The organism is Sulfitobacter sp. 1A13496, from assembly GCF_043557225.1.
GTDB classification, from domain to species: Bacteria; Pseudomonadota; Alphaproteobacteria; order Rhodobacterales; family Rhodobacteraceae; genus Sulfitobacter; species Sulfitobacter faviae.
Genome location: NZ_JBIFFP010000001.1, coordinates 864865 through 887247, shown reverse-complemented (window position 1 = coordinate 887247; position 22383 = coordinate 864865). Strand labels below are relative to the sequence as shown.

Sequence of the window (22383 nt, the reverse complement as noted above, 5' to 3'; positions counted from 1 at the left end):
GCAGCCTCCGCCGATGCCTAGGGGCGCGACCGCCGCATCAAAACCTCGTCAAAGTAAACGCCATCCACCAAAAGCGCTTCTCTATCTACGGCCCATGGGGTGAACCCCATCCGCTTGTAGAGACGCAGCGCGGCTTGGTTCGTGGAAACGACAGATAGGCGGATCGAGGTGCAGGCGCGATCAGCCTCCGCCATAGCCGCCTCCATCAATGCCCCCGCCAGCCCGCCTCCCCGCGCTTCAGGTCGAACATACATACCCCAGATTGTCGCGATATGCCGGGTCTTCGATGTCTGAGACTGCGCAAGACCAACGACGCCCTCAAGACGGCCGGCATCACTGAAGCCTCCGAAAACACAACCTGCCGCCAGCCGCTTTGCCACATCGGCAACTGACAGGCGGGATTCCTCTTCAAAGGACGCGCCAAAGGCTTCGGGGCATGCGCGTAGTCCTTCGAGCCTGAGCGCATGAAACCCCGCGGCATCACTGGCGTGGAGTTTTCGAATCTGCATCTTCACTGATCCACCTGGCCCCGCAGCACCTGCGCTCAACCCGTTAAAGTTGCTGGAATTCCGACTCTTGCCGCGCGGACCAGCGCACGGTGATCTCGAACCCATCGTCAGTCTGGCGCTCGCCCTCGATCACGTCCTGCGCAAAAAGCCATGCGCGTTTCTTGCCTTCGGCGAACCCGAGGGTCAGCACCGCTTCGCGGACGGCACCTTGCAGGGCCTCGGCGATGGTTTCTTGCAGCGTTTCCAGCCCTTCGCCCGTGATGGCCGAGATCGCCAGCACATCATCGTTGCGCGCGGCACGGGCCCGCATGGCCTCGGCCCGGTCTTCGGGCAGCAGGTCCAGCTTGTTCCATACCTCGAAACTGCGGGTCTCTTTCGGGACGCCGAGAGAGGCGAGAATATCGCGCACGTTCTGCGCCTGCTCCTCGGTCTCGGCGTGGGAGACATCGCGCACATGGCAGATGATATCGGCGGCCAAAACCTCTTCCAGCGTGGCGCGGAAGGCGGCGACGAGTTCCGTGGGCAGATCGCTGATGAACCCCACCGTGTCGCTGAGGATAATCTCAGGCCCATCGGGCAACACGAGGCTGCGCATGGTCGGGTCGAGCGTGGCAAAGAGCATGTCTTTTGCCATGACCTCGGCCCCGGTCAAGCGGTTGAAAAGCGTGGATTTCCCGGCGTTGGTATAGCCCACTAGGGCCACGATCGGGAACGGCACCTTCGCCCGTGCGGCACGGTGCAACGCGCGGGTTTTCACGACCTTTTCCAATTGGCGCCGCAGGCGCACCAATTGGTCGTCGATGGCACGGCGGTCGGCCTCGATCTGGGTCTCACCCGGCCCGCCGACAAAGCCCAAACCGCCCCGCTGCCGCTCAAGGTGGGTCCATGCCCGGACAAGCCGCGTGCGCTGGTAGTTCAGCGCGGCCATCTCAACCTGAAGCACCCCTTCGCGGGTCGCCGCACGGTCGCTGAAGATTTCGAGAATCAGCCCGGTCCGGTCGAGCAGTTTGACGCCCCAAGCCTTCTCAAGATTGCGCTGCTGCACCGGGGTCACGGGGCCATCGACCAGCACGAGGTCGACCTCTGCCCCCTTCATGCGCTGCTCAAGCTCTTCGATCTTGCCCTTGCCGAAAAGCATACCCGCATGCACCGCGCGCAGGGGCACGACTTCGGAGCCGACGACCTGCAACTCTGGCAGCGCCTCGGCCAATGCCACGGCTTCGGCCAGCGCGGGCTCTGGCGCGCGCCGGTCGTTGTCGGACTTGATATCAGGATGCAGCACCCAAGCGCGCGTTACGCGGGGTCCTTCGCTGTTGTCGATCTGAAATGCTGGACGGCTCAAGAAGCGTCTTCGCCCTCATATAGGCTGATCGGCTGGCTTGGCATGATGGTCGAAATCGCGTGTTTGTACACAAGTTGCGATTGCCCGTCGCGGCGCAGCAGAACGCAGAAGTTGTCAAACCATGTAATGACGCCCTGCAATTTGACGCCATTGATCAGGAAAATTGTCACCGGTACTTTGGTCTTGCGAACGTGGTTAAGGAACGCATCCTGAAGGTTCTGTCTGTCTGACGCCATCGTAGTCTCGCCTTTTGTTCTTGCTGGCGTCCGCGTACCGGACCCCCCCATTGCCTCAAGTATGGAGTGCGAAAGCGTGAGTTTCCAGCCCCAATATCAGAGGACTAGGGCGGATCGGTTGCCAAACGTGTCAAGCGCGCCACAAATTCGGAGTCATCAGCGCAATAATCGCCAAGGTTTCGAGCCGCCCCAGCACCATCGCGCCGCTCAGGATAACTTTGGCCGCCAATCCCAGCTCGATCAGGTGAATGGGCTTGTCGACGGCATGTTCGATCAGCGGCCCGGTGGTGGAAAGCGTGGCCACCGACATGACCACCGCCGCATCGAATGACGCGCCGGTCAGGGTCAGCAGCAGGGTCACCCCGGCCAGTGACATGGCGAAGAGCATGAAGAAAATCCAAGCGATGAAAGCCCCGTTGCTTTGCAAACGCCGCCCGGCCGCCCCCGCCCCGCTGACGGAGTTGGGATAGACCAGCCGGTCCATCTCGCGCACGCCGTTTTGGTAAAGCGCGAAGACCCGCAGCAGCTTCACCCCGCCCGCCGTGGTGGCCACACCGCCGCCGATCAGCGCAAGCCCCATGAGCACCAGCCCCGGCGTGCGCAGCCCCGACCAATTCTGCGCATCGGCCCAATGCTCAGAGACGAAACCGGTGGTCGACAGGAAGGAGAGCACCGTGAACAGCCCGCCCCAAAGCGCGTGCAAGGCGCGGGTGCCGTCGACCTCAACCTCAACCTCAAAAGCGCCGATCCAATGGCGCGCGAACAGCAGCAGCGGCACGCCGATCACCACCAAAAGACCGATGCGAAACTCAGGGTCGGTCATCAGCCCGCCTTGGGTGGCGGTGACGGTATCTTTGGAAAAGGTCAGCCGCGACAGGGCGAAAAGCATGAAGAGCATCATCACCGCCTCGCCCGTCACGCCGACCTGCGCCTCAGCCACGCCGCCAATGGGCGAAATGCCCGACGTCGCCATGACCGACATGGCATGGCAAAGCGCCACGAGGGCCGTCTCTCCCCCGATGACCAGCAAGAGCCACAGCAGAAGTGTCAGCCCGAAGTAGATCGGCAGCAGCGCTTGGGTGGTGCGCAGCAGCCGTTGGCGCGGGGTGATCCGGCCCATCCGCGTGTTGATCCGGTCATCAGGCCGCCCCGGTTCGGCCTGCGCCGTAACCTCAAAGCCCCCCAAATGCAGCGGAGCCAGAATGGCCGAGGCCGTGACCCACATGAGCAGCCCGCCCATCCAGCCGACCTGCGCGCGCCACAGATGCAGCGTGTCGCTCAACCGTTCGGGGTTGAACATGGTGGCCCCGGTGGTGGTCAGGGCGCTGACCATCTCGAAATAGACATTCACGAAACGCGTCGTCGGCAGCGCCTCAAGAAAAGGCACCGCAAAGAAGACCGGCAGCAACACAAAGGCCGAGAGCAGCGACAAAAGCGGCCCAAGCGCCCCGTCCAAAGGTTTGCGCCCGGCATGGGCGATGGCGATCAGCGTGAAGGCCACAAGCCCCAAAAGCCCCGCATAAAGAAAGGCGCGGCTGGCCAGATGGTCGTTCATCACCAGCCCGTGGATCGACGGCAAGATCATCGACAGGGCCGAGACGCCGAACAATTGCAAGAACAGCGGCAGCTGCACGATCTCCCGGCGGATGCCGGTCGGGCCTATGCGGTTCGGTTGCGTCACAAAGGCGCTCCTGCGCTTAGAAAAAGTCGATCGAGACCTGCAAAAGCTGTTCGACCCGCGGCACATCCTCGGCCAAAGCGAAGAGCGCGACCACATCGCCTTCGTCGATCCGCGTGCTGCCCAAGGGGCGAATGACCTTGCCTTCCTTGCGCAGCATGCCGATCAACACGCCCTCGGGGAAGTCAATTTCCGACACTTTCTTGCCCGCGAGGGGGGAGGTCGACAGCACTTCGGCCTCGATCACCTCGGCCTCGGCGTCACCGATGGAATAGACCGCCCGCACCCGGCCATGGCGGATGTGACGCAGGATCGAACTCACGGTCGTGGCGCGCGGGTTGATATAGGCGTCGATTCCAAGGTGGGTCATCAGCGGCACCAGCGTCGGGTCGTTGATCAGCGCGATCACATAGGGGCAGCCCTCGGCCTTGGCGCGGACGCATGACAGCATGTTGGTCTTATCGTCGTCGGTCACCGCCAGCATCGCATCGGCGCGGCTGATGCCCGCCTCGGCCAGCAGCGCCGCATCCAGCCCGTCGCCATTGAGCACGATAGTCCGCTCCAACCCTTCGGCGGCACGCTCGGCGCATTTTCGGTTCTTCTCAATCATCTTGGTGCGCACGCGGAGAGGCCCGCTTTCCAGATGCTGCGCCACGGTCAGACCGACATTGCCGCCGCCGACCAAGACGACACGCTCTTGTTTGGTGGTCTGCTTGCCGAAAATCTCCATCGTGCGGTCGATGTCGTCGTGATGCGAGAAGACATAGCAGTCATCGCCGACAAAAAGCTGGTCCTTCGCCTCGGGCGCGAATAGCGTGCCATCGCGGCGCACGCCCACGACGACTGCACGGAGGGTCGAGAAAAGATCGGTGAGCTGCCGCAACGGCGTGTTCACCACCGGGCAATCGCTGTCGATCGAAATGCCCAAGAGCTGCGCCTGCCCCTCCATGAAGATCTCGGTATCGAAAGCGGCGGGCGCGCTGAGCCGTTGGAGCGCGGCGGTCGCGACCTCCTTCTCGGGGGAAATCACCACGTCGATCGGCATGTGATCGCGGCGGTAAAGGTCGGAGTAAATCGCATCAAGATAGGACTGGCTGCGCAGCCGCGCGATTTTGCGATTGATGCCAAAGACCGAATGCGCGACCTGACAGGTCACCATATTGACCTCGTCCGAATGGGTCGCCGCGATGATCATCTCGGCGTCGCGCGCGCCTGCACGGTCCAGCACGTCAGGGTAGCTCGCGAAACCGGCGATGCCCTGCACATCCAGCGTATCGGTGGCGCGGCGGATCAATTCGGCATTGCTGTCGACCACGGTCACATCGTTGCGCTCTCCGCTGAGGTGGCGGGCAATCTGCCAACCCACCTGCCCTGCGCCGCAAATGATGATTTTCATGAAGGCTTCCTTACCCTGAGCAAAGATCGTGTGAGGGTTGTCTTGGGTCGGTTAGAGGGCATGACAGATGGGTTGGCAAGGGTCAAATCAATTGTCTTTACCCCGCAACGGCGGCATCATGGGGTCATGAAACCGATATCTGCCCGCCCCTCCCGCGCCGCTGTCGCTCTGACCTTTGTCGGCTTGGCCGCGGCGGCCTGTGCGCCGCTCAACACCTATTACAAACCGGGCGCGAGTGTCGCGCAGGTCAATCGCGCCACCACCGCTTGCGAGGTTCAGGCCCTGCGCGACGTGCCGATCTCGACGCAAATCCGCCGCGAACCGCCACGCTATGTGCCCGCGCGGCGCCACTGCGATGCCGACAACAATTGCACCACACGGGGCGGTTTTTATGTACCGGGGGAATTGGTGACCTTTGACCCGAACGAAGACCTGCGCAACCGGGTCGAGGTGCAATGTATGGCCGACAAAGGTTTCGCGCCCGTGTCGATCCCCGCCTGCCCCCGCAATGTGGCCCGCGCCGCACCGACACGCGCGACGACCACGCTGCCCGCGCTCAACCCCAAATCCTGCGTGATCCGCAACAGCGATGGGTCATTCCAGATCGTCACCCAAGGGTGACGCAAGCGCGCGCGGGGCAGCCCCCGCGCGCGACCGGCGGGGCTTAGCCCGCCGCTTCGACTTCCTCGTCAACATGGGCCACGCGCACACCCGCTTTGGCTGAGGTCACGACGCCGAGCGATTTTAGCTTGCGGTGCAGGGCGCTGCGCTCCATCCCCACAAAATTCGCGGTGCGGCTGATGTTGCCGCCGAAACGGTTGATCTGGGTCAGCAGATATTCCCGCTCAAACGCCTCGCGCGCTTCGCGCAGCGGCAGCGTCGCCAAGGCGCCTGAAAGCACCACACGCCCCTCATCGCTGCCATTCTCTTCTTCGCCCGGCAGTTCCCGCGCTTCGATCGGGCCAGTGCCATCGCCAAGGATCAACACCCGTTCGACAAGGTTCTTCAGCTGGCGCACGTTGCCGGGCCAGACCATCGTCTGCATCAGCGCCACGGCGTCTTCGGTCAACGCACGCTGCGGCAAACCTTGCGAGGCGTTGAATTCGGCGATGAAATGTTCGGCCAGCAGCGGGATATCCTCGCGGCGTTCTTCAAGCGAGGGCACGGCGATCGGCACGACGTTGAGACGGTGATAGAGTTCCTGCCGGAAAGTATCGGCCTTGATCGCCTGATCCAGATCGCGGTTCGTCGAAGAGATCACCCGCAGATCGACCCGGACCTTATCCGTCCCGCCAACGCGGGTGAATTGTTGATCGACCAAGACCCGCAGGATCTTGGACTGGGTGCCAAGCGGCATGTCGGCGACCTCATCGAAATAGATCACCCCGCCATGGGCCTGCTCCAACAGCCCCGGCTCAACCCCGCGGTCCGGCGTCTCGCGGCCAAAAAGCACCTCTTCCATCCGGTCCGGGGCCACCCCGGCGCAGTTGACGGTGACGAAGGGCGCCGAGGCGCGGGCCGAATGGGCATGAATATAGCGCGCGGCCACTTCTTTACCCGACCCTGCGGGGCCGGTCAGCATCACCCGGCCATTGGATTTGGTCACCTTGTCAAGCTGCCCCAGCAGAGCGCGATAAGGCGCGGAGGTGCCGATCATCTCGGAGGTCGCCACATCGCGGCGCTTGAGGTTCTGGTTCTCACGGCGCAGACGCGAGGTTTCCATCGCGCGGCGGATCACCACTAGCAACTGGTCGATGTTGAACGGCTTTTCAATAAAATCGTAAGCGCCCTGTTTGATCGCCGCCACGGCAATCTCGATATTGCCATGGCCCGAGATGATCACCACCGGCACATCCGGGTTGTCGCGCTTGACCGTCTTGAGGATGTCGATCCCGTCCATGCGGCTGTCTTTCAACCAGATATCGAGGATGATCAGCGCCGGTGCCTCGGTGTTGATCTCGGCCATCGTCTCATCCGAATTGCTGGCCAAGCGCGTGGCGAAACCCTCATCCTCAAGGATGTCCGAGATCAGCTCACGGATGTCGCGTTCGTCGTCTACAATCAGAATGTCACTCATCTGCCTTATCCCCTTGGTCTGTCGTTGCGTCGATGGCCAAGGGCAGCGAAATGACTGCCATGGCACCGTGATGGTCTTGCCCGTCAAATGCGGGCGCGGTTTCGAGCGTCAGGCTGCCGCCGTGTTCCTCGATAATCTTTTTGACGATCGGCAGGCCCAGCCCCGTGCCTTCGCTGCGCGTGGTCACATAGGGCTCGAACAGCCGGGCGCGGTCTTCGGGCAGACCGATGCCATTGTCGGCAATGGTCAGCCGCAAAAGCCGGTTCTCGGGCGTGAGCGTCACGCGGATCTGCGGCTCGTGCCCTTCGGGCGCACCCTCTTTCTTCAGGCTTTCAATGGCTTCGCCTGCGTTCTTGATCAGATTGGTCAGCGCCTGCGAAATCATCGTGCCGTCGATATTGGCCATGACCGGCTGCGTGGGCAGGTCAAGCTTGATCGCCACCTCTTCCTGCCGGCTTTGCTGAAGCAGCACCGCGTCGCGCAGCAACTGCCGGATGTCCTGACGGCTGGTTTCCGGCTCCGGCATCCGCGCGAATTTCGAGAATTCGTCGACGATGCGCCGCAGGTCACCCGTCTGGCGGATGATCACGCCGGTCATCTGTTCCAGCGCCTCATCATCGCCCTCTGCCATCTTGGGGCCGAACTTGCGGCGAATGCGCTCGGCACTCAGCTGGATGGGCGTCAGCGGGTTCTTAATCTCATGCGCGATGCGGCGTGCGACGTCACCCCATGCGGCCATGCGCTGCGCCGAGACCAGATCGGTCACATCGTCGAAGGCCACCACATAGCCCTCAAGATCGCCATCCTTGGACCGGCGGGTCGCCATGCGGACCAAGAGGTTCTCCATCGCCCCTTGGCGCGAGACCTTAACCTCGGCCTGCGCCGCCTCATCCGAGGCGGCCTTGACCGTCTCGAACAGCGGCCCGAACTCCGGCACCGCAAGTGTCAGGGGCAGGCTTTGCTGATCTTCGGACCAATCCAGCAGCCGCATGGCCGAGCGGTTCACGAAGGTCACGCGCCCCTCGGGGTCGAGCCCCACCACGCCCGAGGTCACCGAGCTTAGCACGGAATCGAACAGGCGGCGGCGGCGTTCGATCTGGTCGGTATTCTCCAACAGCGTCTCCCGCTGGCCCTTCAACTGCCGGGTCATCTGGTTGAAGTAACGGCCCAGCATGGCGATCTCGTCATCGCCCTCTTCCTCGCGGACCTGCACGTTCAAATCGCCCGCGCCCACCTGCTGCGCGGCCCCCGTGAGCCGCCCAACCGGGCCGGAAAGCCGCTCGGCGAACCACAGGCCCAGCCAAACGGCGGCCAAAATGAGGATTACCGCAAAGCCCAGATAAACAAGGGCGAATTCAAACAGCAGCCGCCCGCGTTCGGATTCAAGCTGTTGGTAGAGGCGCACCGTTTCCTTGGTTTCATCCAGCAGCGCCAGAATCTCACCATCCACCGCGCGGGAGACATAGAGGAAACGATCGACATAGGCGTCCATCGGCACCAGCGCGCGGAATTCGTTGTTGGGCCAGTCTTCGATGACGAGAAGCCCCTCGTCACTGGCGGTTTCAAGCTGTGCCTCGGTGGGCGCTTCGAAATCAAAGAGATAGGACCGATCCCCCCGCGCGCGGATCTGCGCGGTGCTGTCGATCAAGAAAGCCTCGCGCAAGCCGCGCTGGATTTGCCGCTGGCCTTCGCCCAAAAGCTCACTGTCGCTCAGATTGATGCCCTGTGCCCGGGCGCTGTCGATGCTACGGGCAAGGGTCTGCGCGTCCAAGATCAGCGCCTCGCGCTGCTCGGCCTCGTAAGCCTCTGCCGCTGCCAGAGACGAGCCGACCACGCCGCTGACCCGATCAGAAAACCAGCCTTCAAGCCCGACATTCACCGTGAGCCCCGCGAAAATCGCCACCGTGACAGTCGGGATCAGCGCCATCAGCGCAAAGACCCCCGTCAACCGCAGGTGCAACCGCGACCCCGCCGATTTGGCGCGCCGCGCCGAGATCAGCCGCCCGACTTGGATCAGCACCAGCGCCGCCACCAGCAGCACATAAACCAGATCGGTCAAAAGAATGAGCCGCAGGTTGAGCGTATCGGCCCCCTGCCCTAGCGGCCCAAGCGCCAGATAGGTTGCCAGCGCCAGAACCGGCCCCAGCACCACCAGCCCGAAGGTGGACCAATTGCGCAGCCGTTTGACCCGCCTGAGACGCCCCAACCGCTCGAGCTTGAACCTGCGTGACCGGGTTGCCACCCGCATACCTCACCGATGTTGTGATGCATCGCTGCATCAACCGCCATATTATGTGGTCCTGAACGGGGGAGTTCCCCGATGGCCACTGTTATGTGGCTCTTTTACATCATCTTCCGGCCCCGTGTCACCTCAATATCGAGGTCGGTGATCTTCTTGCGCAAAGTATTTCGGTTAATTCCCAGCAAAGCGGCGCATTTCGCCTGATTCCCCGCCGTCGCCGCAAGGGCGATTTCGATCATCGGCAGTTCAACCTCGCGCAGGATCCGCGCGTAAAGCCCCGGAGGCGGCAGCATGGAGCCGTGCAGGTCGAAATAACGCTGCAAATGACGCTCGACCGAGGCACCCAGCCGTTCGGTATCGGCCTCGGTCTGCATCGGTGCCGGACCGCTTTGCGCGCCCAGCAGTTGCTCGGCCTCGCTGGCCGTGATCTCAGCCGCTTGACTGGCCAGCGCGAGTTGCCGCATCGCATGTTCCAACTGGCGCACATTGCCGGGCCATGGGAATTTCAACAGAATCTGCGCGGCCTTGTCCGACAGCTTGCGCGGCGAGGCAGGGCCGGGATTGGCGCGGGCCAGAAAATGGTCCGCCAGAAGCGGGATGTCTTCGACCCGATCCCGCAGGGCGGGCACTTCGAGGGTCGCCCCAGACAGACGGTAATAGAGATCGCGGCGCAGCTTGCCCTCTTGCATCGCGGCATCCAGATCGCTTTGGCTGGTGGCCATGAAGCGCGGCGCGTCATCGCCCGGCGCGTCCATCATCCGCACCAGACGGGCTTGGATATCTTGCGGGAAATCCGCGATCTCGTCGATCATCAGGGTGCCGCCGCCGACCCGCGCCAGCACCCGCGAGGGGCCTTCGATATCCGCAAGATCGGCATCCGTCACGGTCACGAACGGCAGGCTGCGGCGATCAGAGAAGTCGTGTATCGCCCGCGCGATCAGTGACTTGCCCGAACCGCTCTCGCCCCAGATCAGCACCGGCAGGTCGGTGTTCATCACCCGCGCCACGGTGCGGTAGAGCGCTTGCATCACCGGGGTGCGGCCAATCATCGGCAGATCGTCACGCTCGGCGTCGATCTCGGCACCGTCGTCGGCAGCGGCCTTGCGGCTGAGCGTCGTGCGCTGCTCCAAGGCGCGGGCGGTGCGCTTCATCAGATCCGGCAGGTCGAAGGGTTTGGGCAGATAGTCAAAGGCTTCGGCCTCTGCCGCCTTGATCGCCGTCATGATCGTGTTCTGCGCCGAGATCACGATCACCGGCAGGCCGGGACGGTCCTGCGCAATTTTCGGCAGCATTTCCAGACCGTTACCATCGGGCATGACCACGTCGGATATCACCGCGTCGCCCTTGCCCTCGCTCACCCATCGCATCAGGGTGGTCAGGCTGGATGTGGCATGAACCTTGCAACCCGCGCGGGTTAGCGCTTGGGTCAGAACGGTGCGGATCGTGCGGTCGTCATCGGCGACGAGGATGGTGCCATCCATGTCAATTCTCCTTAAGGGCAGCGGCGCCTGCGCGCGGCAGCGAAATGCGGAATGCGGTTCGACCGGGGGCGGAACTGACAGAAATCCAGCCTCCGTGGTCTGAGATGATCTTGCTCACCAAGGCGAGGCCCAGCCCGGTGCCATTCTCCCGGCCCGAGACGAAGGGATCGAAAACATCGGCGCGGATATGATCCGGCAGGCCGGGGCCATCGTCGATCACTTCGATCTGGAGGGGCAGCGGCTGGCCATCCCCATCGGCGCGGCGCAGTTGGAAGCCATGTTCATAGAAACTGCGCAGCCGGATGGTGCCTCCCGCCTCGCCCGCCGCCTCAGCCGCGTTGCGAATGAGGTTGAGCAAGACCTGCAAAAGCTGGTCCTTGTCGCCAAGCGCGGGCGGCAGCGAGGGGTCATAATCCTCGGTGATTTTCATGTGCGAGCCGAAGCCCAGCAGAGCCGACCGGCGGGCGCGGTCCAACACGTCATGCAGGTTCACGGGCTTGCGCTCAGGCGCCGTCAGATTGCCGAATTGTTCGACCTGCTCTAGCAGTTTCACGATGCGGCGGCTTTCGGCGACGATCAAATCGGTCAGTTCCAGATCATTCTTGGAAAGGTTCATCGACAAGAGCTGCGCCGCGCCGGTGATCCCGGCCAGCGGGTTCTTGATCTCATGGGCCAGCATCTCGGCCATGCCGATGGCGGATTTGGCGGCGGATTTCACGCTGTGATCTTGGGTGATGCGCCCGGCCAATTCGCGCGGCGTGATCATCAAGACCATCTCGCCTGCGCCGCCCACCAGCGGGGCGATCTGCAAGCCGCATTGCAAGGGCGCGCGCTGCATCGCGCCCACATCAACGTCATTGACGAAAAGCGGCGTGCCTTGCAGCCGCGCACGGGCGAATGCGGCCTCAAGCGGGTGATCCACCGCGATCAACTGCCAGATCGACTGCCCGATCGTGGCCCGGGCGGAGGCATTGAGGAAACCTTCGGCAGAGGGGTTCAGATCGACGACCTGATCATCGGCACCGACGATGAAAGCAGGCACCGGCAGAGAGGTCCAAACCTGCCGCTCCGGGGTCTCGCTTCTCATGCTGCGGCCCGGGGTTGGGCGGTGGCGGCGTCATATTGCATAGCCTCCGCGATGAGATCGAAAGTGGTTTTCACCTCGCGCGCCGTGAGCAGCGCGCGGCGCAGATCGGCAGGGGTGGCGCAGTGATCCATGTACCAGCCCAGATGTTTCCGCGCGACCTTGGCACCCAGTTCGGCCCCGTAGAAACGCAGCATCTCGTCGTAATGTTCGGCCACCATCTCGGCCATCGCCTGACCTTGCGGGATCATCGGCTTGGGCCGTCCGTGCAGATCATGGGCGATCTGCGCCAGCAGCCACGGCCGACCTTGCGCACCGCGGCCCACCATCACGCCGTCCGCCCCCGACAGCCGCAGCGCCGTGCGCGCCGTGTCACTGTCGATGATGTCGCCATTGGCGATGACGGGAACATTCACGGCCTCTTTCACCGCCCGGATCGCGGCCCAATCGGCGCGGCCCTTGTAGAACTGACAGCGCGTGCGCCCGTGGATTGTGATCATCTGCACGCCCACCTCTTCGGCCCGTTTGGCGATCGGGGCGGCGTTGAGCATATTGTCGTCCCAGCCCAGCCGGGTTTTCAGCGTCACCGGCACCTTGACCGCGCCGACCACCGCCTCGATCAGCCGCAGCGCGTGATCGGGGGTCTTCATCAGTGCCGAGCCGGAGGCGCCCTGCGTCACCTTCTTGGCCGGGCAGCCCATATTAATGTCGATGATCCGCGCGCCCATCGCCTCGACCATGCGGGCGGCTTCGGCCATCGGTTCGGCCTCACGCCCCGCAAGCTGAACCGAGGTGCCGATGACATCCAGCCCCAGTTCCGCCTTCTCTCGCGTGCCGGGGCGGCGGCTGAGCAATTCTTGGCTGGCGACCATCTCGGACACGACCAATCCGGCCCCGAATCGCGCCACGAGGCTGCGATAGGGCAGATCGGTGATCCCGGCCATCGGGGCGAGGAATACCGGCGGGTCGAATGTCAGGGGGTCGGCGGTCACATGCTTAATCCTTGTGCGGTCCCTTGCTGTGTAGCTCTGCCACGGGGTGACCTCAATAAAACTACCCTGAAAAGCAGCTATGCGCCAAGGCGCTGCCCATTTTTTAGGCAGTCACCCCAGATTGCACCCCGTCGCCGCATTGCCTAGACAGGGCCATGTTCGCCAGCTTTTCCGGATTGCCCAAATGAGTATCGCAGCTCTGATCGTTGCCGCAGGACGCGGCAGCCGCGCCGGCGGTCCGCAGCCGAAGCAATGGCAGGCGCTGGCGGGCGCGCGGGTGATCGACCACACGATCGCCGCCTTTCGCGCCCTGCCCCAGATCACCGAGATCGTGTTAGTGCTGAACGCGGACGACATGGATCAGGCGGCGGCATTTACGGCGGATGGCATCACCGTCACCACCGGCGGGGCGGACCGCGCGGCCTCGGTCCAACGCGGGCTTGCGGCGATCCGGCAGGCGACGAAGGTGCTGATCCATGACGCCGCGCGGCCCTGTGTTTCGGCTCAGATCATCTTAGGCGTGATCGACGCGCTTAACCAACATCAAGCCGCCGCGCCGGGGCTGCCGGTGAGTGACGCGCTTTGGCAGGGGCACGAAGGCCGCGTCACCGGCACCCAAGACCGCAGCGCCCTTTTCGCCGCGCAGACACCGCAGGGCTTTGACCTCGCCGCGATCCGTGCGGCGCATGCGGCTTATGACGGCCAAGCGGCGGATGACGTCGAAGTCGCCCGCGCGGCGGGCCTGACCGTTGCCATCACCCAAGGCAGCGCCGATAACCTGAAAATCACCCGGCCCGAGGATTTCGCCCGCGCCGCCCGCATATTGGAGACCCGCATGGACATTCGCACCGGCAATGGATTTGACGTGCACGCTTTCGGCCCCGGAGATCACGTGACCCTCTGCGGCATCGACATTCCACATAGCAACGGGCTGGTCGGCCATTCCGACGCCGATGTGGCGCTGCACACGGTGACCGACGCCATCTACGGCGCGCTTGCACGCGGCGACATCGGTCAGCATTTCCCGCCGAGTGATCCGCAGTGGAAAGGCGCGCGCAGCGATATCTTCCTGCGTCATGCCGCAGAACTGGCGCGCGACATGGGCTTCACCCTCAGCCATGTCGATTGCACGCTCATTTGCGAGACGCCCAAGATCGGCCCCCATGTCGAGCCGATGCGCGCCGCGATGGCCGAGATGCTGGAGATTGAGATCGACCGCGTATCAGTCAAAGCCACCACGAGCGAGCGCCTCGGCTTTACCGGGCGGGGCGAAGGTATCGCCTGTATGGCCACGGCAACATTGGTGAAATCATGACCGCAGCACATCTGATCGCGACGCTTCTGGGCGTTGGCCATATCCGCCCCGCGCCGGGCACTTGGGGGTCGCTCATCGCCTTGCCCTATGCTTGGCTTTTGCATGTGTTGGGGGGCTTTCCGCTGCTGGTGATCGGGCTTCTGGTGGCCATTCCCTTGGGCTGGTGGGCCACCGGGCGCTACACCGCGGGCGGGCCGGATCATGACCCCGGAGAGGTCGTGGTCGATGAATTGGTCGGCCAGTGGATCGCGCTTTTGCCGCTCTCCTATGCCGCATGGTCGATGCAAATCCCGATCCTTGCCATGTGGCCCGGTTGGATCGCCGCCTTCGCGCTGTTCCGGCTGTTCGACATCACCAAACCGCTGATCATCGGCTGGGCCGACCGTTTGGGCGGGCCTCGGGGGGTGATGCTCGACGATATCTTTGCCGGGGTTTTCGCAGCGCTCGGCGTCATGGCGCTGGCCGCACTTTATCACGGGGTGCTGTAAATGAGCCTTGCCGCGCAACTGTTGGAAAAGGCCCGCGAAACCGGCGCGATGGTCGCCTGTGCGGAAAGCTGCACCGGCGGCATGCTCGCCGCCGCGCTAACCGATCTGCCGGGCTCCTCAGCGCTGCTGGACCGGGGTTTCGTCACCTATACCAATGCGGCGAAGATGGCGATGCTGGGGGTGTCAGAGGAGACGTTGGCGGATTGGGGTGCGGTCTCGGAACAGGTCGCCGAAGAAATGGCGGCGGGCGCATTGGCGCGGTCCGAGGCGCGGATCGCCGTCTCGATCACCGGCATCGCAGGCCCCGGCGGGTCAGAGCACAAGCCCGAGGGCCGCGTCTGTTTCGGCCTTGCCACGGCAGCCGGGGTTCAGACCGAAACGGTGGAGTTCGGCGCGCAGGGCCGTGATGCCGTGCGCTTGGCCGCCCGCGACCATGCGCTCGGCCTTTTGCTGCGAGGCTACGCGGCGCTTTAACCCTTGGGGCCGTAAAGCTCTTTCGCGCGGTTCTCAAAGGCGCGCACGATACGCTGCATGGCCTCATTGAAAACCACGCCGATGACCTTTTGCAGGATGGCGTTGCGGAATTCGAAATCGACGAAGAAATGCACCTGACAGCCTTCGAGATTATCCTCGAAATGCCAGTTTGATTTCATATACTTGAAAGGCCCGTCGAGGTATTCCGTATCGATCTTCTTGGCCTCGGGCCACAGCACGACGCGGCTTGTAAACCGTTCCCGAAAGACTTTGAACGAGATCACCAGATCGGCGTCCATCACCCGATGATCGCCGCGGTCCTCGTCGCTGCGGATGCGCGCGGCGGCGGTCCAGGGCAGGAATTCAGGGTAGCGGCCCACATCGGCGACAAGATCATACATCTGTTGCGCGCTATAGGGCAGTTGGCGGGTCTCTGAGTGCGTAGGCATTGCGTTCCGTAGCGTTGCGGGTTAACCCCCTATTTCACGTCTCAACCCCGCAGATTCAAGGGCAAAACCATGGCACACGGGCCTTATGTCATCGACGAAATGATCTCGGCCAAGGCCATCGCGGCGCGGATCGAAGATCTTTGCCGTGAGATTCACGGTGAATTCAACGGCACCGATAAATTGGTCGTGGTCGGCCTGCTGCGCGGCTCTTTCGTCTTTATCGCCGATCTGGTGCGCGAGTTGGACCTGCCGATCGAAGTCGATTTCCTCGAAGCCTCCAGCTATGGTGACGGCATGGAGAGCAGCCGAGAGGTGCGCATTCTCAAAGACTTGCGCGGTGCCATCGAAGGGCGCGACGTGTTGGTCGTTGAAGATATCGTCGATACCGGCCACACGCTGCACCATGTCACCAACCTGCTGCGCTCGCGTGAGCCTGCGCGGTTGAAATCCATCGCCCTGCTCGACAAACCCACCCGGCGTGAGGTCGACCTGAAGGCGGATTGGACCGGCTTTGAAATCCCCGATGAATTCGTTGTGGGCTATGGCATCGACTTTGCCCAACGCGACCGCAACCTGCCCTTCATCGGGAAAGTCCGCTTTACGTGATGGACCCGCGGTGGCTGCTGCGCATGTCCCAATGGGCGCGCCATCCACCTTCGGGCAAACGGGTGATATTGGTCTTTGCCATCATCGCTGCGGCCTTGGCCGTGGGGCTTGTCGAATGGCTGGGCTATTGGCCCGACTGGGCCACGGCCGAACGTCACCCCCGCCGGTTCTGACCCTGCGCGCAGCCTTATCCCGCTGATCACATTTTTGTTTTTTGCGACCTGCCCCTGCCATGTTACGCTGCGGCAAGAAAAGGGAGATGACCATGCATTTGACCAAAAGCATTACCGCCATTGGTATCAGCGCCGCTCTGATTGCCACCGCAGGCTTCGCCGCCAGCCATAGTGAGAAAGCCGCCAGTGCGGCGGTGAATGCGCGCCATGCGCAGATGCAACTGATTGCCTATCATACCGGCATTCTGGGCGGCATGGCCAAGGGCGAGACAGAGTATAACGCCGAGATGGCCACCGCCGCCGCGACCAATCTGAACGCCGCCGCCGGTTTCGCGCCGGGCACCCTCTGGCTCGAAGGGACCGAGCAAGGCGCTGTCGAAGGTTCCCGCGCCAAGGCCGAAATCTGGAGCGATGCCGAAGGGTTCAACGGAGCGCTCATGGCGCTGGAAACCGCCAGCGCGGATATGATCGAGGCCGCGGGCACCGATCTGGATGCGCTGAGGGCGGGCATGGGCGCAATCGGCAAGGCTTGCGGCGCTTGCCATGACGATTACCGCGGCCCCAAGAACTGATCCTTGCGACGGGTCATTCCAGTACTGCTGGGCTGTGCCGCTCTCGGCGCGGCCCTTGGCTGGGCGCTCACCCGGCCCGATCCGCTTGAGCCGTCCTATGGTGCCGGGCTGACGCCGGACCCGGAGGCGGGCGCGCTGGTCTTTGCCGCCGGTGGCTGTATTTCCTGCCACGCCGCGCCCGAAAGTGAGGAGGATGAGCAGTTGGTGCTGGCCGGGGGGCTGCCCTTCGCCAGTGATTTCGGCACCTTCCACGCGCCCAATATCTCCCCCGACCCAGATCATGGCATCGGCGACTGGACCCTGCCGGAGTTCGCCCGTGCCGTGACGCGGGGCGTCTCGCCCGAGGGGCAGCATTATTACCCTGCCTTTCCATACACGGCCTACCAACACCTCGCCCCGCAGGATGTGGTGGACCTCTTCGCCCATATGCAGACCCTGCCCGCCTCGGATACGCCGAGCCTGCCGCATGAGGTGGGATTCCCCTTCAATATCCGCCGCGGGCTTGGCGCATGGAAGGCGCTGTTTTCACATGATGATTTCGTGATGGCCGACACGCCTGATGCTGAGGTCGAACGCGGGCGTTATCTGGTCGAAGGTCTTGCCCATTGCGGCGAATGCCACACGCCGCGCAATGCCTTGGGCGCGCTTGACCGGGGCGCTTGGCTGACCGGCGCGCCGAACCCTTCGGGCAAGGGGCGCATTCCCGGCATCACACCGGATCAGCTTGATTGGTCAAAGGCCGATCTCGTGGCCTATTTCACCTCCGGCTTCACGCCGGAATACGACAGCGCGGGCGGAGAGATGGCCGAGGTGGTCAGCAACCTCGCGCAGCTCCCCGAGAGTGACCGCGAAGCGATTGCGGCCTACCTCAAGGCCCTGCCCAGCGGTTAACGCCGGGCGCGTCTTTTCGATCAGGCAATCCCCAGTTTGCGGTTCCGCGCCTCGCGCAGACGCGCAAAATCGTCGCCCGCGTGGTAGCTCGACCGCGTCAGCGGCGTGGCCGAGACCATGAGAAAGCCCTTACCGTAGGCCGCCTTTTCGTAAGAGGTGAACTCTTCGGGGGTGACGAAACGGTCCAGCACATGGTGCTTGGGTGTCGGCTGTAGGTACTGGCCGATGGTCAGGAAATCGATGTCGGCGGCGCGCATGTCTTCCATGACCTGAATGACCGCTTGGCGATCTTCGCCCAAACCTACCATGATGCCCGATTTGGTGAACATCGAGGGATCCAACTCCTTTACCCGCTGAAGCAGGCGGAGGGAGTGGAAGTAGCGCGCGCCGGGGCGTACCTCGGGGTAAAGGCCCGGCACGGTTTCAAGGTTGTGGTTGAACACATCAGGCCGTGCTTCGACAACCTTTTCAAGGGCTTCGGGGCCGCAGCGGATGAAATCCGGTGTCAGGATTTCGATTGTCGTGTCGGGGCTGCGGTGACGCACGGCGCGGATCGTCTGAGCGAAATGCTCCGCCCCGCCGTCTTCGATATCGTCGCGGTCAACGCTCGTGATGACCACATGGTTCAGCCCCAGTTTGGCGACCGCATCGGCCACGCGCCCCGGCTCGAACACGTCCAGCGCTTCGGGCGGCTTGCCGGTGGCGATGTTGCAGAAGGTACAGGCCCGGGTACAAACCTCGCCCATGATCATCATCGTGGCGTGGCCCTGAGACCAGCATTCGCCGACATTGGGGCAGCCCGCCTCTTCGCAGACCGTGGTCAGCTTGTTGTCGCGCATGATCCGCGCGGTTTCGGCATAGCCTTTGCCGCCGGGCGCTTTGACCCTGATCCAGCTCGGTTTTTTCGGCTGGGCGTTGTCAGGCTTGCGCGCCTTCTCGGGGTGGCGCTGTTCGGGTATCTTCAGATCGCGCATCGGGGGCCTCTGATCATTGTGTCGCGGCCTGTTTATCACAGTCCTTGACCCGATGGCCACCTACTGCATACGCCCCCGCGACAAGGCAGCCATGCGCCAGCGGCATCGCCCGACACGCCCGCATTATAGCTTTGATATGCAACAGAAAAACTACAATGCAGTTGCAGCATTGCGAGAGTTGCTCAGGCTTCCTATATGAGCTACCAAGCCACAAAGATTCCAATCCGAGAAAGAGAGACGCGATGAAACCCGGTATCAATGTCCCCAACGTCACCTTCAAAACACGCGTGCGCGACGATAGCATCGAAGGGTCGAACCCCTTCCGCTGGGAAGACAAAACCAGCGATGATTTCTTCAAAGGCAAGCGCGTTGTGCTCTTCTCCCTCCCCGGTGCCTTCACCCCGACCTGCAGCACCTACCAGCTGCCCGGGTTCGAGAATAACTTCGCCGCTTTCCAAGAGCATGGCATCGACGCGATCTATTGCCTGTCGGTCAACGACAGCTTTGTCATGAACAAGTGGAAAGAGATGCAGGGCGTCCAGAACATCGACGTGATCCCTGACGGTTCGGGCGAATTCACCCGCCGCATGGGCATGCTGGTCGCAAAAGACAACCTCGGCTTCGGCCCGCGCAGCTGGCGCTATGCGGCGATCATCAACGATGGTCAGATCGAAGCATGGTTCGAAGAGCCCGGCATCCGTGACAACCACGACGAAGACCCCTACGGCGTTTCCAGCCCTGAGACCCTGCTGGAATACCTCGAGAACCAGAAACAAACCGAAGCGGCCTAAGCGCCCTTTGCATGACCGGATCGGGCCATTTGGCCCGGTCCTTTGACACGCTCCGTTTGACCCACGCCCTTTGACCCGACAGGCCTCACCGCGCCTAGTATCTCGCGCGCAGTTCTCCGGTCAGCCCTTCCCCCACTTCCTTCAGCGTATCGGCCAATTGCGCCGCCCAACCGCTGCCCGGCGTGCCAGCCCGGCGGACCAGCCCGATTTGCCGCGCAGGCTCCGGCGCGCCGAAACGGTGCAGGCGCAGGCCCGGCGCGGCATCAAGCTCGGTCTTGGCGGCGATTTCGGGCATCAGGGTCATGCCAAAGCCCGCCTCCACCAGCCGCGACAGCGTGGCGAGGGAGGACGCCCCGGTGTGAATGCCCGCCTGCGTGCGGTCCCGCTGGCAAACCTCCAGCGCCTGATCGGTGAGGCAGTGCCCATCCTCCAGCAACATCAGCGGCGTGCGGGCCAGATCGGTCGGGCGGGCGACATCCGCCCCCGCCATCCGGTCGGCGGACCCGGCCAGCAGAAAGCGATCCTCGAAAAGCGGCACCTCGGCGAGGCCCGTTTCGCCCGAGGGCACCGCCATTACCGCCGCATCCAGCGCCCCGGCGCGCAGATCGGCCAGCAATTGATCCGTCTGCGCCTCGCGCACCTCGACCCGAAGCGAGATATCCTGCGCCCGCAACGCGGCCAACACGCCGGGCAAAAGATAGGGCGCCACGGTCGGGATCAGCCCAAGGTTCAACGTGCCCGCCAGCCCCACCTGCTCCCGCGCCGTGGCCTCCAACAGCTTGGCGCGGCGCAGGATATCCTCGGCGCGGGTCAGCACCTCGCGGCCCAAGGGCGTGAGCACCGAAGCGCGGCTCTGCCGCTCGATCAGCCGCCCGCCGAGCGTTTCCTCCAAAGTGCGGATCTGCACCGAAAGCGCGGGCTGGGAGATATTGCTCGCCTCCGCCGCCCGCCCGAAGTTGCCCAAGGTCGCCAGCGCGCGAAAGTATTCGAGTTGTTTCAGGGTAAAATTCATAACTTTTACCTATCGCAATTTTATAAAACTGCAATTGGAAATTATGGGCAGAATCGATCATCTTCCTGTCAGACAGTAACCGAGGGGAACCCAAGATGAGCAAGCGTCTCACCACCACCGCCGGCGCACCGATGCCGACAAACGACACCAGCAAGACCGCGGGCGCCCGTGGCCCGGTGCTGCTGGACGACTACCAACTGATCGAGAAGCTCGCCCATCAGAACCGCGAGCGCATTCCTGAGCGTGCCGTTCACGCCAAGGGCTGGGGTGCCGAGGGCACCTTCACCGTCACCCATGACATCAGCCAGTATAGCTGTGCTGCGATCTTCTCCGAAGTGGGCAAGACCTGCGAAATCATCTCGCGCTGGTCCACCGTGGCGGGCGAGCTTGGCGCCGCCGACAGTGAGCGTGACGTGCGCGGCTTTTCGGTGAAATTCTACACCGAAGAGGGCAACTGGGACGTTGTGGGCAACAATACACCGATCTTCTTTGTCCGCGATGCCTATAAATTCCCGGACTTCATCCGCACCCAGAAACGCCACCCGCGCACCAACCTGCGCTCGCCCGAGGCGATGTTCGACTTCTGGGCGGCCCAGCCCGAATGTGTGCACCAGGTCACCATCCTGATGTCCGACCGGGGCATTCCGGTGAACCCGATGCATATGCACGGCTACGGCAGCCACACCTATTCGATGTGGAACGCCAAGGGCGAGCGTCATTGGGTGAAGTTCCACTTCCGCTGCCAGCAGGAAATCCGCAACCGCACCAATGAGGATGCGGAAAAGCTGATCGGCTCCACCCGTGAGAACTTCCAAGAGGATCTCTTTAACGCGATCGAAGGCGGCGACTACCCGAAATGGGAGCTGAACATCCAAGTCATGCCCGAGGAAGAGGCCGAGACCTGCGGCTTCAACCCCTTCGACCTGACCAAGGTTTGGCCGCATGCGGACTATCCGCTGATCCCCGTCGGCATGTTGGAGTTCAACCGCAACCCTGACAACTACTTCCAGAGCATCGAGAACGCCGCCTATTCGCCGTCGAACAAAATCCCCGGCATCGGCTTCTCGCCCGATAAGATGTTGCAGGCGCGGGTGTTCTCCTATGCGGATGCGCACCGCTACCGTCTTGGCACGCATTACGAGGCCCTGCCCGTGAACGCGCCCAAGGCCGCGCCGATGCATCACTACCACAAGGACGGCGCGATGCGGTTCTTCCCGCAGCAGACCGGCCATCCGGATGCCTATTACGAGCCGAACCAATACGAAGGCTCGGCCCGTCCCGATCCATCGGTGCAAGAACCACCGCTGCGCATCTCGGGCGATGCGGACCGCTATGTGCAGGAAGAGGCGGATGCCGATTACGTCCAGCCGCGCAAGCTCTATACCGAGGTGTTCGATCAGGCGCAGCGTGACCGTCTGCACGAGAACATGGCCGGTGCCATGGCGCCCTGTTCGCAATCGGTGAAAGAACGCTGGTATGCGGTGCTTGAGAAAGTGCACCCCGACTATGCCGCCGGTGTGCGTGCCGCTTGCGAGAAAGACGAAGTCGCGATTTCGGTCACGGATGAGACGCCGACGAAGGTCGCAGACTAAAACAATCGG

At 63.1% G+C, this 22383-nt stretch carries 23 protein-coding genes; 10 read left to right on the top strand and 13 right to left on the bottom strand.

Annotated elements, in window-relative coordinates:
• Window positions 1-17: 17 nt before the first annotated feature.
• The 5 genes from ACGYLX_RS04360 to trkA all read right to left on the bottom strand — a co-directional run bounded on the left by ACGYLX_RS04360 (window position 18) and on the right by trkA (window position 5161).
• Window positions 18-509, bottom strand: coding sequence for a GNAT family N-acetyltransferase (locus ACGYLX_RS04360; RefSeq protein ID WP_271693659.1), 492 nt, complete (start codon window positions 507-509; stop codon window positions 18-20).
• Window positions 510-552: 43 nt separating this feature from the next.
• Window positions 553-1851, bottom strand: coding sequence for a GTPase HflX (hflX, locus tag ACGYLX_RS04355; RefSeq protein ID WP_394447539.1), 1299 nt, complete (start codon window positions 1849-1851; stop codon window positions 553-555).
• The gene (hfq, locus tag ACGYLX_RS04350; protein ID WP_007119530.1) at window positions 1848-2087 is read right to left on the bottom strand and encodes an RNA chaperone Hfq; all 240 of its coding nucleotides are present in this window, start codon (window positions 2085-2087) and stop codon (window positions 1848-1850) included. Before hfq ends, hflX begins: the two co-directional genes overlap by 4 nt.
• Before the next feature lie 130 nt (window positions 2088-2217).
• Window positions 2218-3768, bottom strand: coding sequence for a TrkH family potassium uptake protein (locus ACGYLX_RS04345; RefSeq protein ID WP_394447537.1), 1551 nt, complete (start codon window positions 3766-3768; stop codon window positions 2218-2220).
• 16 nt (window positions 3769-3784) lie between these two features.
• Complete coding sequence (gene trkA, locus ACGYLX_RS04340) at window positions 3785-5161, bottom strand: Trk system potassium transporter TrkA (protein ID WP_394447535.1); 1377 nt, start codon at window positions 5159-5161, stop codon at window positions 3785-3787.
• Between the two features lie 126 nt (window positions 5162-5287).
• Between trkA and ACGYLX_RS04335 the strand changes: the two genes are divergently transcribed.
• Window positions 5288-5782 (top strand): hypothetical protein, encoded by a 495-nt coding sequence (locus ACGYLX_RS04335; RefSeq protein WP_394447533.1) that lies wholly within the window; start codon window positions 5288-5290, stop codon window positions 5780-5782.
• A gap of 43 nt (window positions 5783-5825) precedes the next feature.
• On the opposite strand, the gene ACGYLX_RS04330 is transcribed toward ACGYLX_RS04335, so the two are convergent.
• The 5 genes from ACGYLX_RS04330 to dusB all read right to left on the bottom strand — a co-directional run bounded on the left by ACGYLX_RS04330 (window position 5826) and on the right by dusB (window position 13037).
• Window positions 5826-7238 (bottom strand): sigma-54 dependent transcriptional regulator, encoded by a 1413-nt coding sequence (locus tag ACGYLX_RS04330; protein ID WP_209218858.1) that lies wholly within the window; start codon window positions 7236-7238, stop codon window positions 5826-5828.
• The gene (locus ACGYLX_RS04325) at window positions 7231-9486 is read right to left on the bottom strand and encodes an ATP-binding protein (RefSeq protein ID WP_394447531.1); all 2256 of its coding nucleotides are present in this window, start codon (window positions 9484-9486) and stop codon (window positions 7231-7233) included. Before ACGYLX_RS04325 ends, ACGYLX_RS04330 begins: the two co-directional genes overlap by 8 nt.
• 95 nt (window positions 9487-9581) lie before the next feature.
• Window positions 9582-10961: a response regulator gene (locus tag ACGYLX_RS04320; protein WP_394431082.1), complete on the bottom strand. Its 1380-nt coding sequence runs from the start codon at window positions 10959-10961 to the stop codon at window positions 9582-9584.
• A 1-nt stretch (window position 10962) separates the two neighbouring features.
• Window positions 10963-12048: a nitrogen regulation protein NR(II) gene (locus ACGYLX_RS04315; protein ID WP_271687400.1), complete on the bottom strand. Its 1086-nt coding sequence runs from the start codon at window positions 12046-12048 to the stop codon at window positions 10963-10965.
• On the bottom strand, window positions 12045-13037 hold the full coding sequence (gene dusB, locus ACGYLX_RS04310) for a tRNA dihydrouridine synthase DusB (RefSeq protein WP_394447529.1): 993 nt from the start codon (window positions 13035-13037) through the stop codon (window positions 12045-12047). The genes ACGYLX_RS04315 and dusB overlap by 4 nt, the downstream gene beginning before the upstream one ends.
• Window positions 13038-13221: 184 nt before the next feature.
• Here dusB and ACGYLX_RS04305 point away from each other — a divergent pair, with 184 nt between their 5' ends.
• The 3 genes from ACGYLX_RS04305 to ACGYLX_RS04295 are packed head-to-tail and all read left to right on the top strand — an operon-like array spanning window position 13222 to window position 15314.
• Entirely contained in the window at window positions 13222-14352 is a 1131-nt protein-coding gene (locus ACGYLX_RS04305; protein WP_394447527.1) for a bifunctional 2-C-methyl-D-erythritol 4-phosphate cytidylyltransferase/2-C-methyl-D-erythritol 2,4-cyclodiphosphate synthase, read from the top strand.
• Window positions 14349-14840: a phosphatidylglycerophosphatase A gene (locus tag ACGYLX_RS04300; protein ID WP_394447525.1), complete on the top strand. Its 492-nt coding sequence runs from the start codon at window positions 14349-14351 to the stop codon at window positions 14838-14840. The genes ACGYLX_RS04305 and ACGYLX_RS04300 overlap by 4 nt, the downstream gene beginning before the upstream one ends.
• The gene (locus tag ACGYLX_RS04295; protein WP_394447523.1) at window positions 14841-15314 is read left to right on the top strand and encodes a CinA family protein; all 474 of its coding nucleotides are present in this window, start codon (window positions 14841-14843) and stop codon (window positions 15312-15314) included. It begins immediately after the preceding gene.
• Here the strand turns inward: ACGYLX_RS04295 and ACGYLX_RS04290 are convergent.
• A complete protein-coding gene (locus ACGYLX_RS04290) occupies window positions 15311-15763 on the bottom strand; it encodes a type II toxin-antitoxin system RatA family toxin (RefSeq protein ID WP_168613460.1) in 453 nt (150 codons plus the stop codon). The genes ACGYLX_RS04295 and ACGYLX_RS04290 overlap by 4 nt on opposite strands.
• A gap of 69 nt (window positions 15764-15832) precedes the next feature.
• Here ACGYLX_RS04290 and hpt point away from each other — a divergent pair, with 69 nt between their 5' ends.
• The 4 genes from hpt (at window position 15833) to ACGYLX_RS04270 (ending at window position 18005) form a co-directional block, all read left to right on the top strand.
• Complete coding sequence (hpt, locus tag ACGYLX_RS04285) at window positions 15833-16369, top strand: hypoxanthine phosphoribosyltransferase (RefSeq protein WP_067264049.1); 537 nt, start codon at window positions 15833-15835, stop codon at window positions 16367-16369.
• Window positions 16366-16542, top strand: coding sequence for a hypothetical protein (locus ACGYLX_RS04280; protein WP_394448108.1), 177 nt, complete (start codon window positions 16366-16368; stop codon window positions 16540-16542). Before hpt ends, ACGYLX_RS04280 begins: the two co-directional genes overlap by 4 nt.
• Window positions 16543-16634: 92 nt before the next feature.
• Entirely contained in the window at window positions 16635-17114 is a 480-nt protein-coding gene (locus ACGYLX_RS04275; protein ID WP_394447521.1) for a c-type cytochrome, read from the top strand.
• Between the two features lie 3 nt (window positions 17115-17117).
• Window positions 17118-18005, top strand: a complete 888-nt coding sequence (locus ACGYLX_RS04270) for a c-type cytochrome (RefSeq protein ID WP_394447519.1) — start codon at window positions 17118-17120, stop codon at window positions 18003-18005.
• A gap of 20 nt (window positions 18006-18025) precedes the next feature.
• Here ACGYLX_RS04270 and lipA read toward each other — a convergent pair whose 3' ends face one another.
• Entirely contained in the window at window positions 18026-18979 is a 954-nt protein-coding gene (gene lipA, locus ACGYLX_RS04265) for a lipoyl synthase (RefSeq protein ID WP_394447517.1), read from the bottom strand.
• 242 nt (window positions 18980-19221) lie between these two features.
• On the opposite strand from lipA, the gene ACGYLX_RS04260 reads away from it, so the two are divergent.
• Window positions 19222-19770: a peroxiredoxin gene (locus tag ACGYLX_RS04260; RefSeq protein WP_394447515.1), complete on the top strand. Its 549-nt coding sequence runs from the start codon at window positions 19222-19224 to the stop codon at window positions 19768-19770.
• A gap of 94 nt (window positions 19771-19864) precedes the next feature.
• Here ACGYLX_RS04260 and ACGYLX_RS04255 read toward each other — a convergent pair whose 3' ends face one another.
• Complete coding sequence (locus ACGYLX_RS04255; RefSeq protein WP_394447513.1) at window positions 19865-20782, bottom strand: LysR substrate-binding domain-containing protein; 918 nt, start codon at window positions 20780-20782, stop codon at window positions 19865-19867.
• 95 nt (window positions 20783-20877) lie between these two features.
• On the opposite strand from ACGYLX_RS04255, the gene ACGYLX_RS04250 reads away from it, so the two are divergent.
• Complete coding sequence (locus ACGYLX_RS04250; RefSeq protein WP_168612958.1) at window positions 20878-22374, top strand: catalase; 1497 nt, start codon at window positions 20878-20880, stop codon at window positions 22372-22374.
• The last annotated feature ends 9 nt before the right edge of the window (window positions 22375-22383 follow it).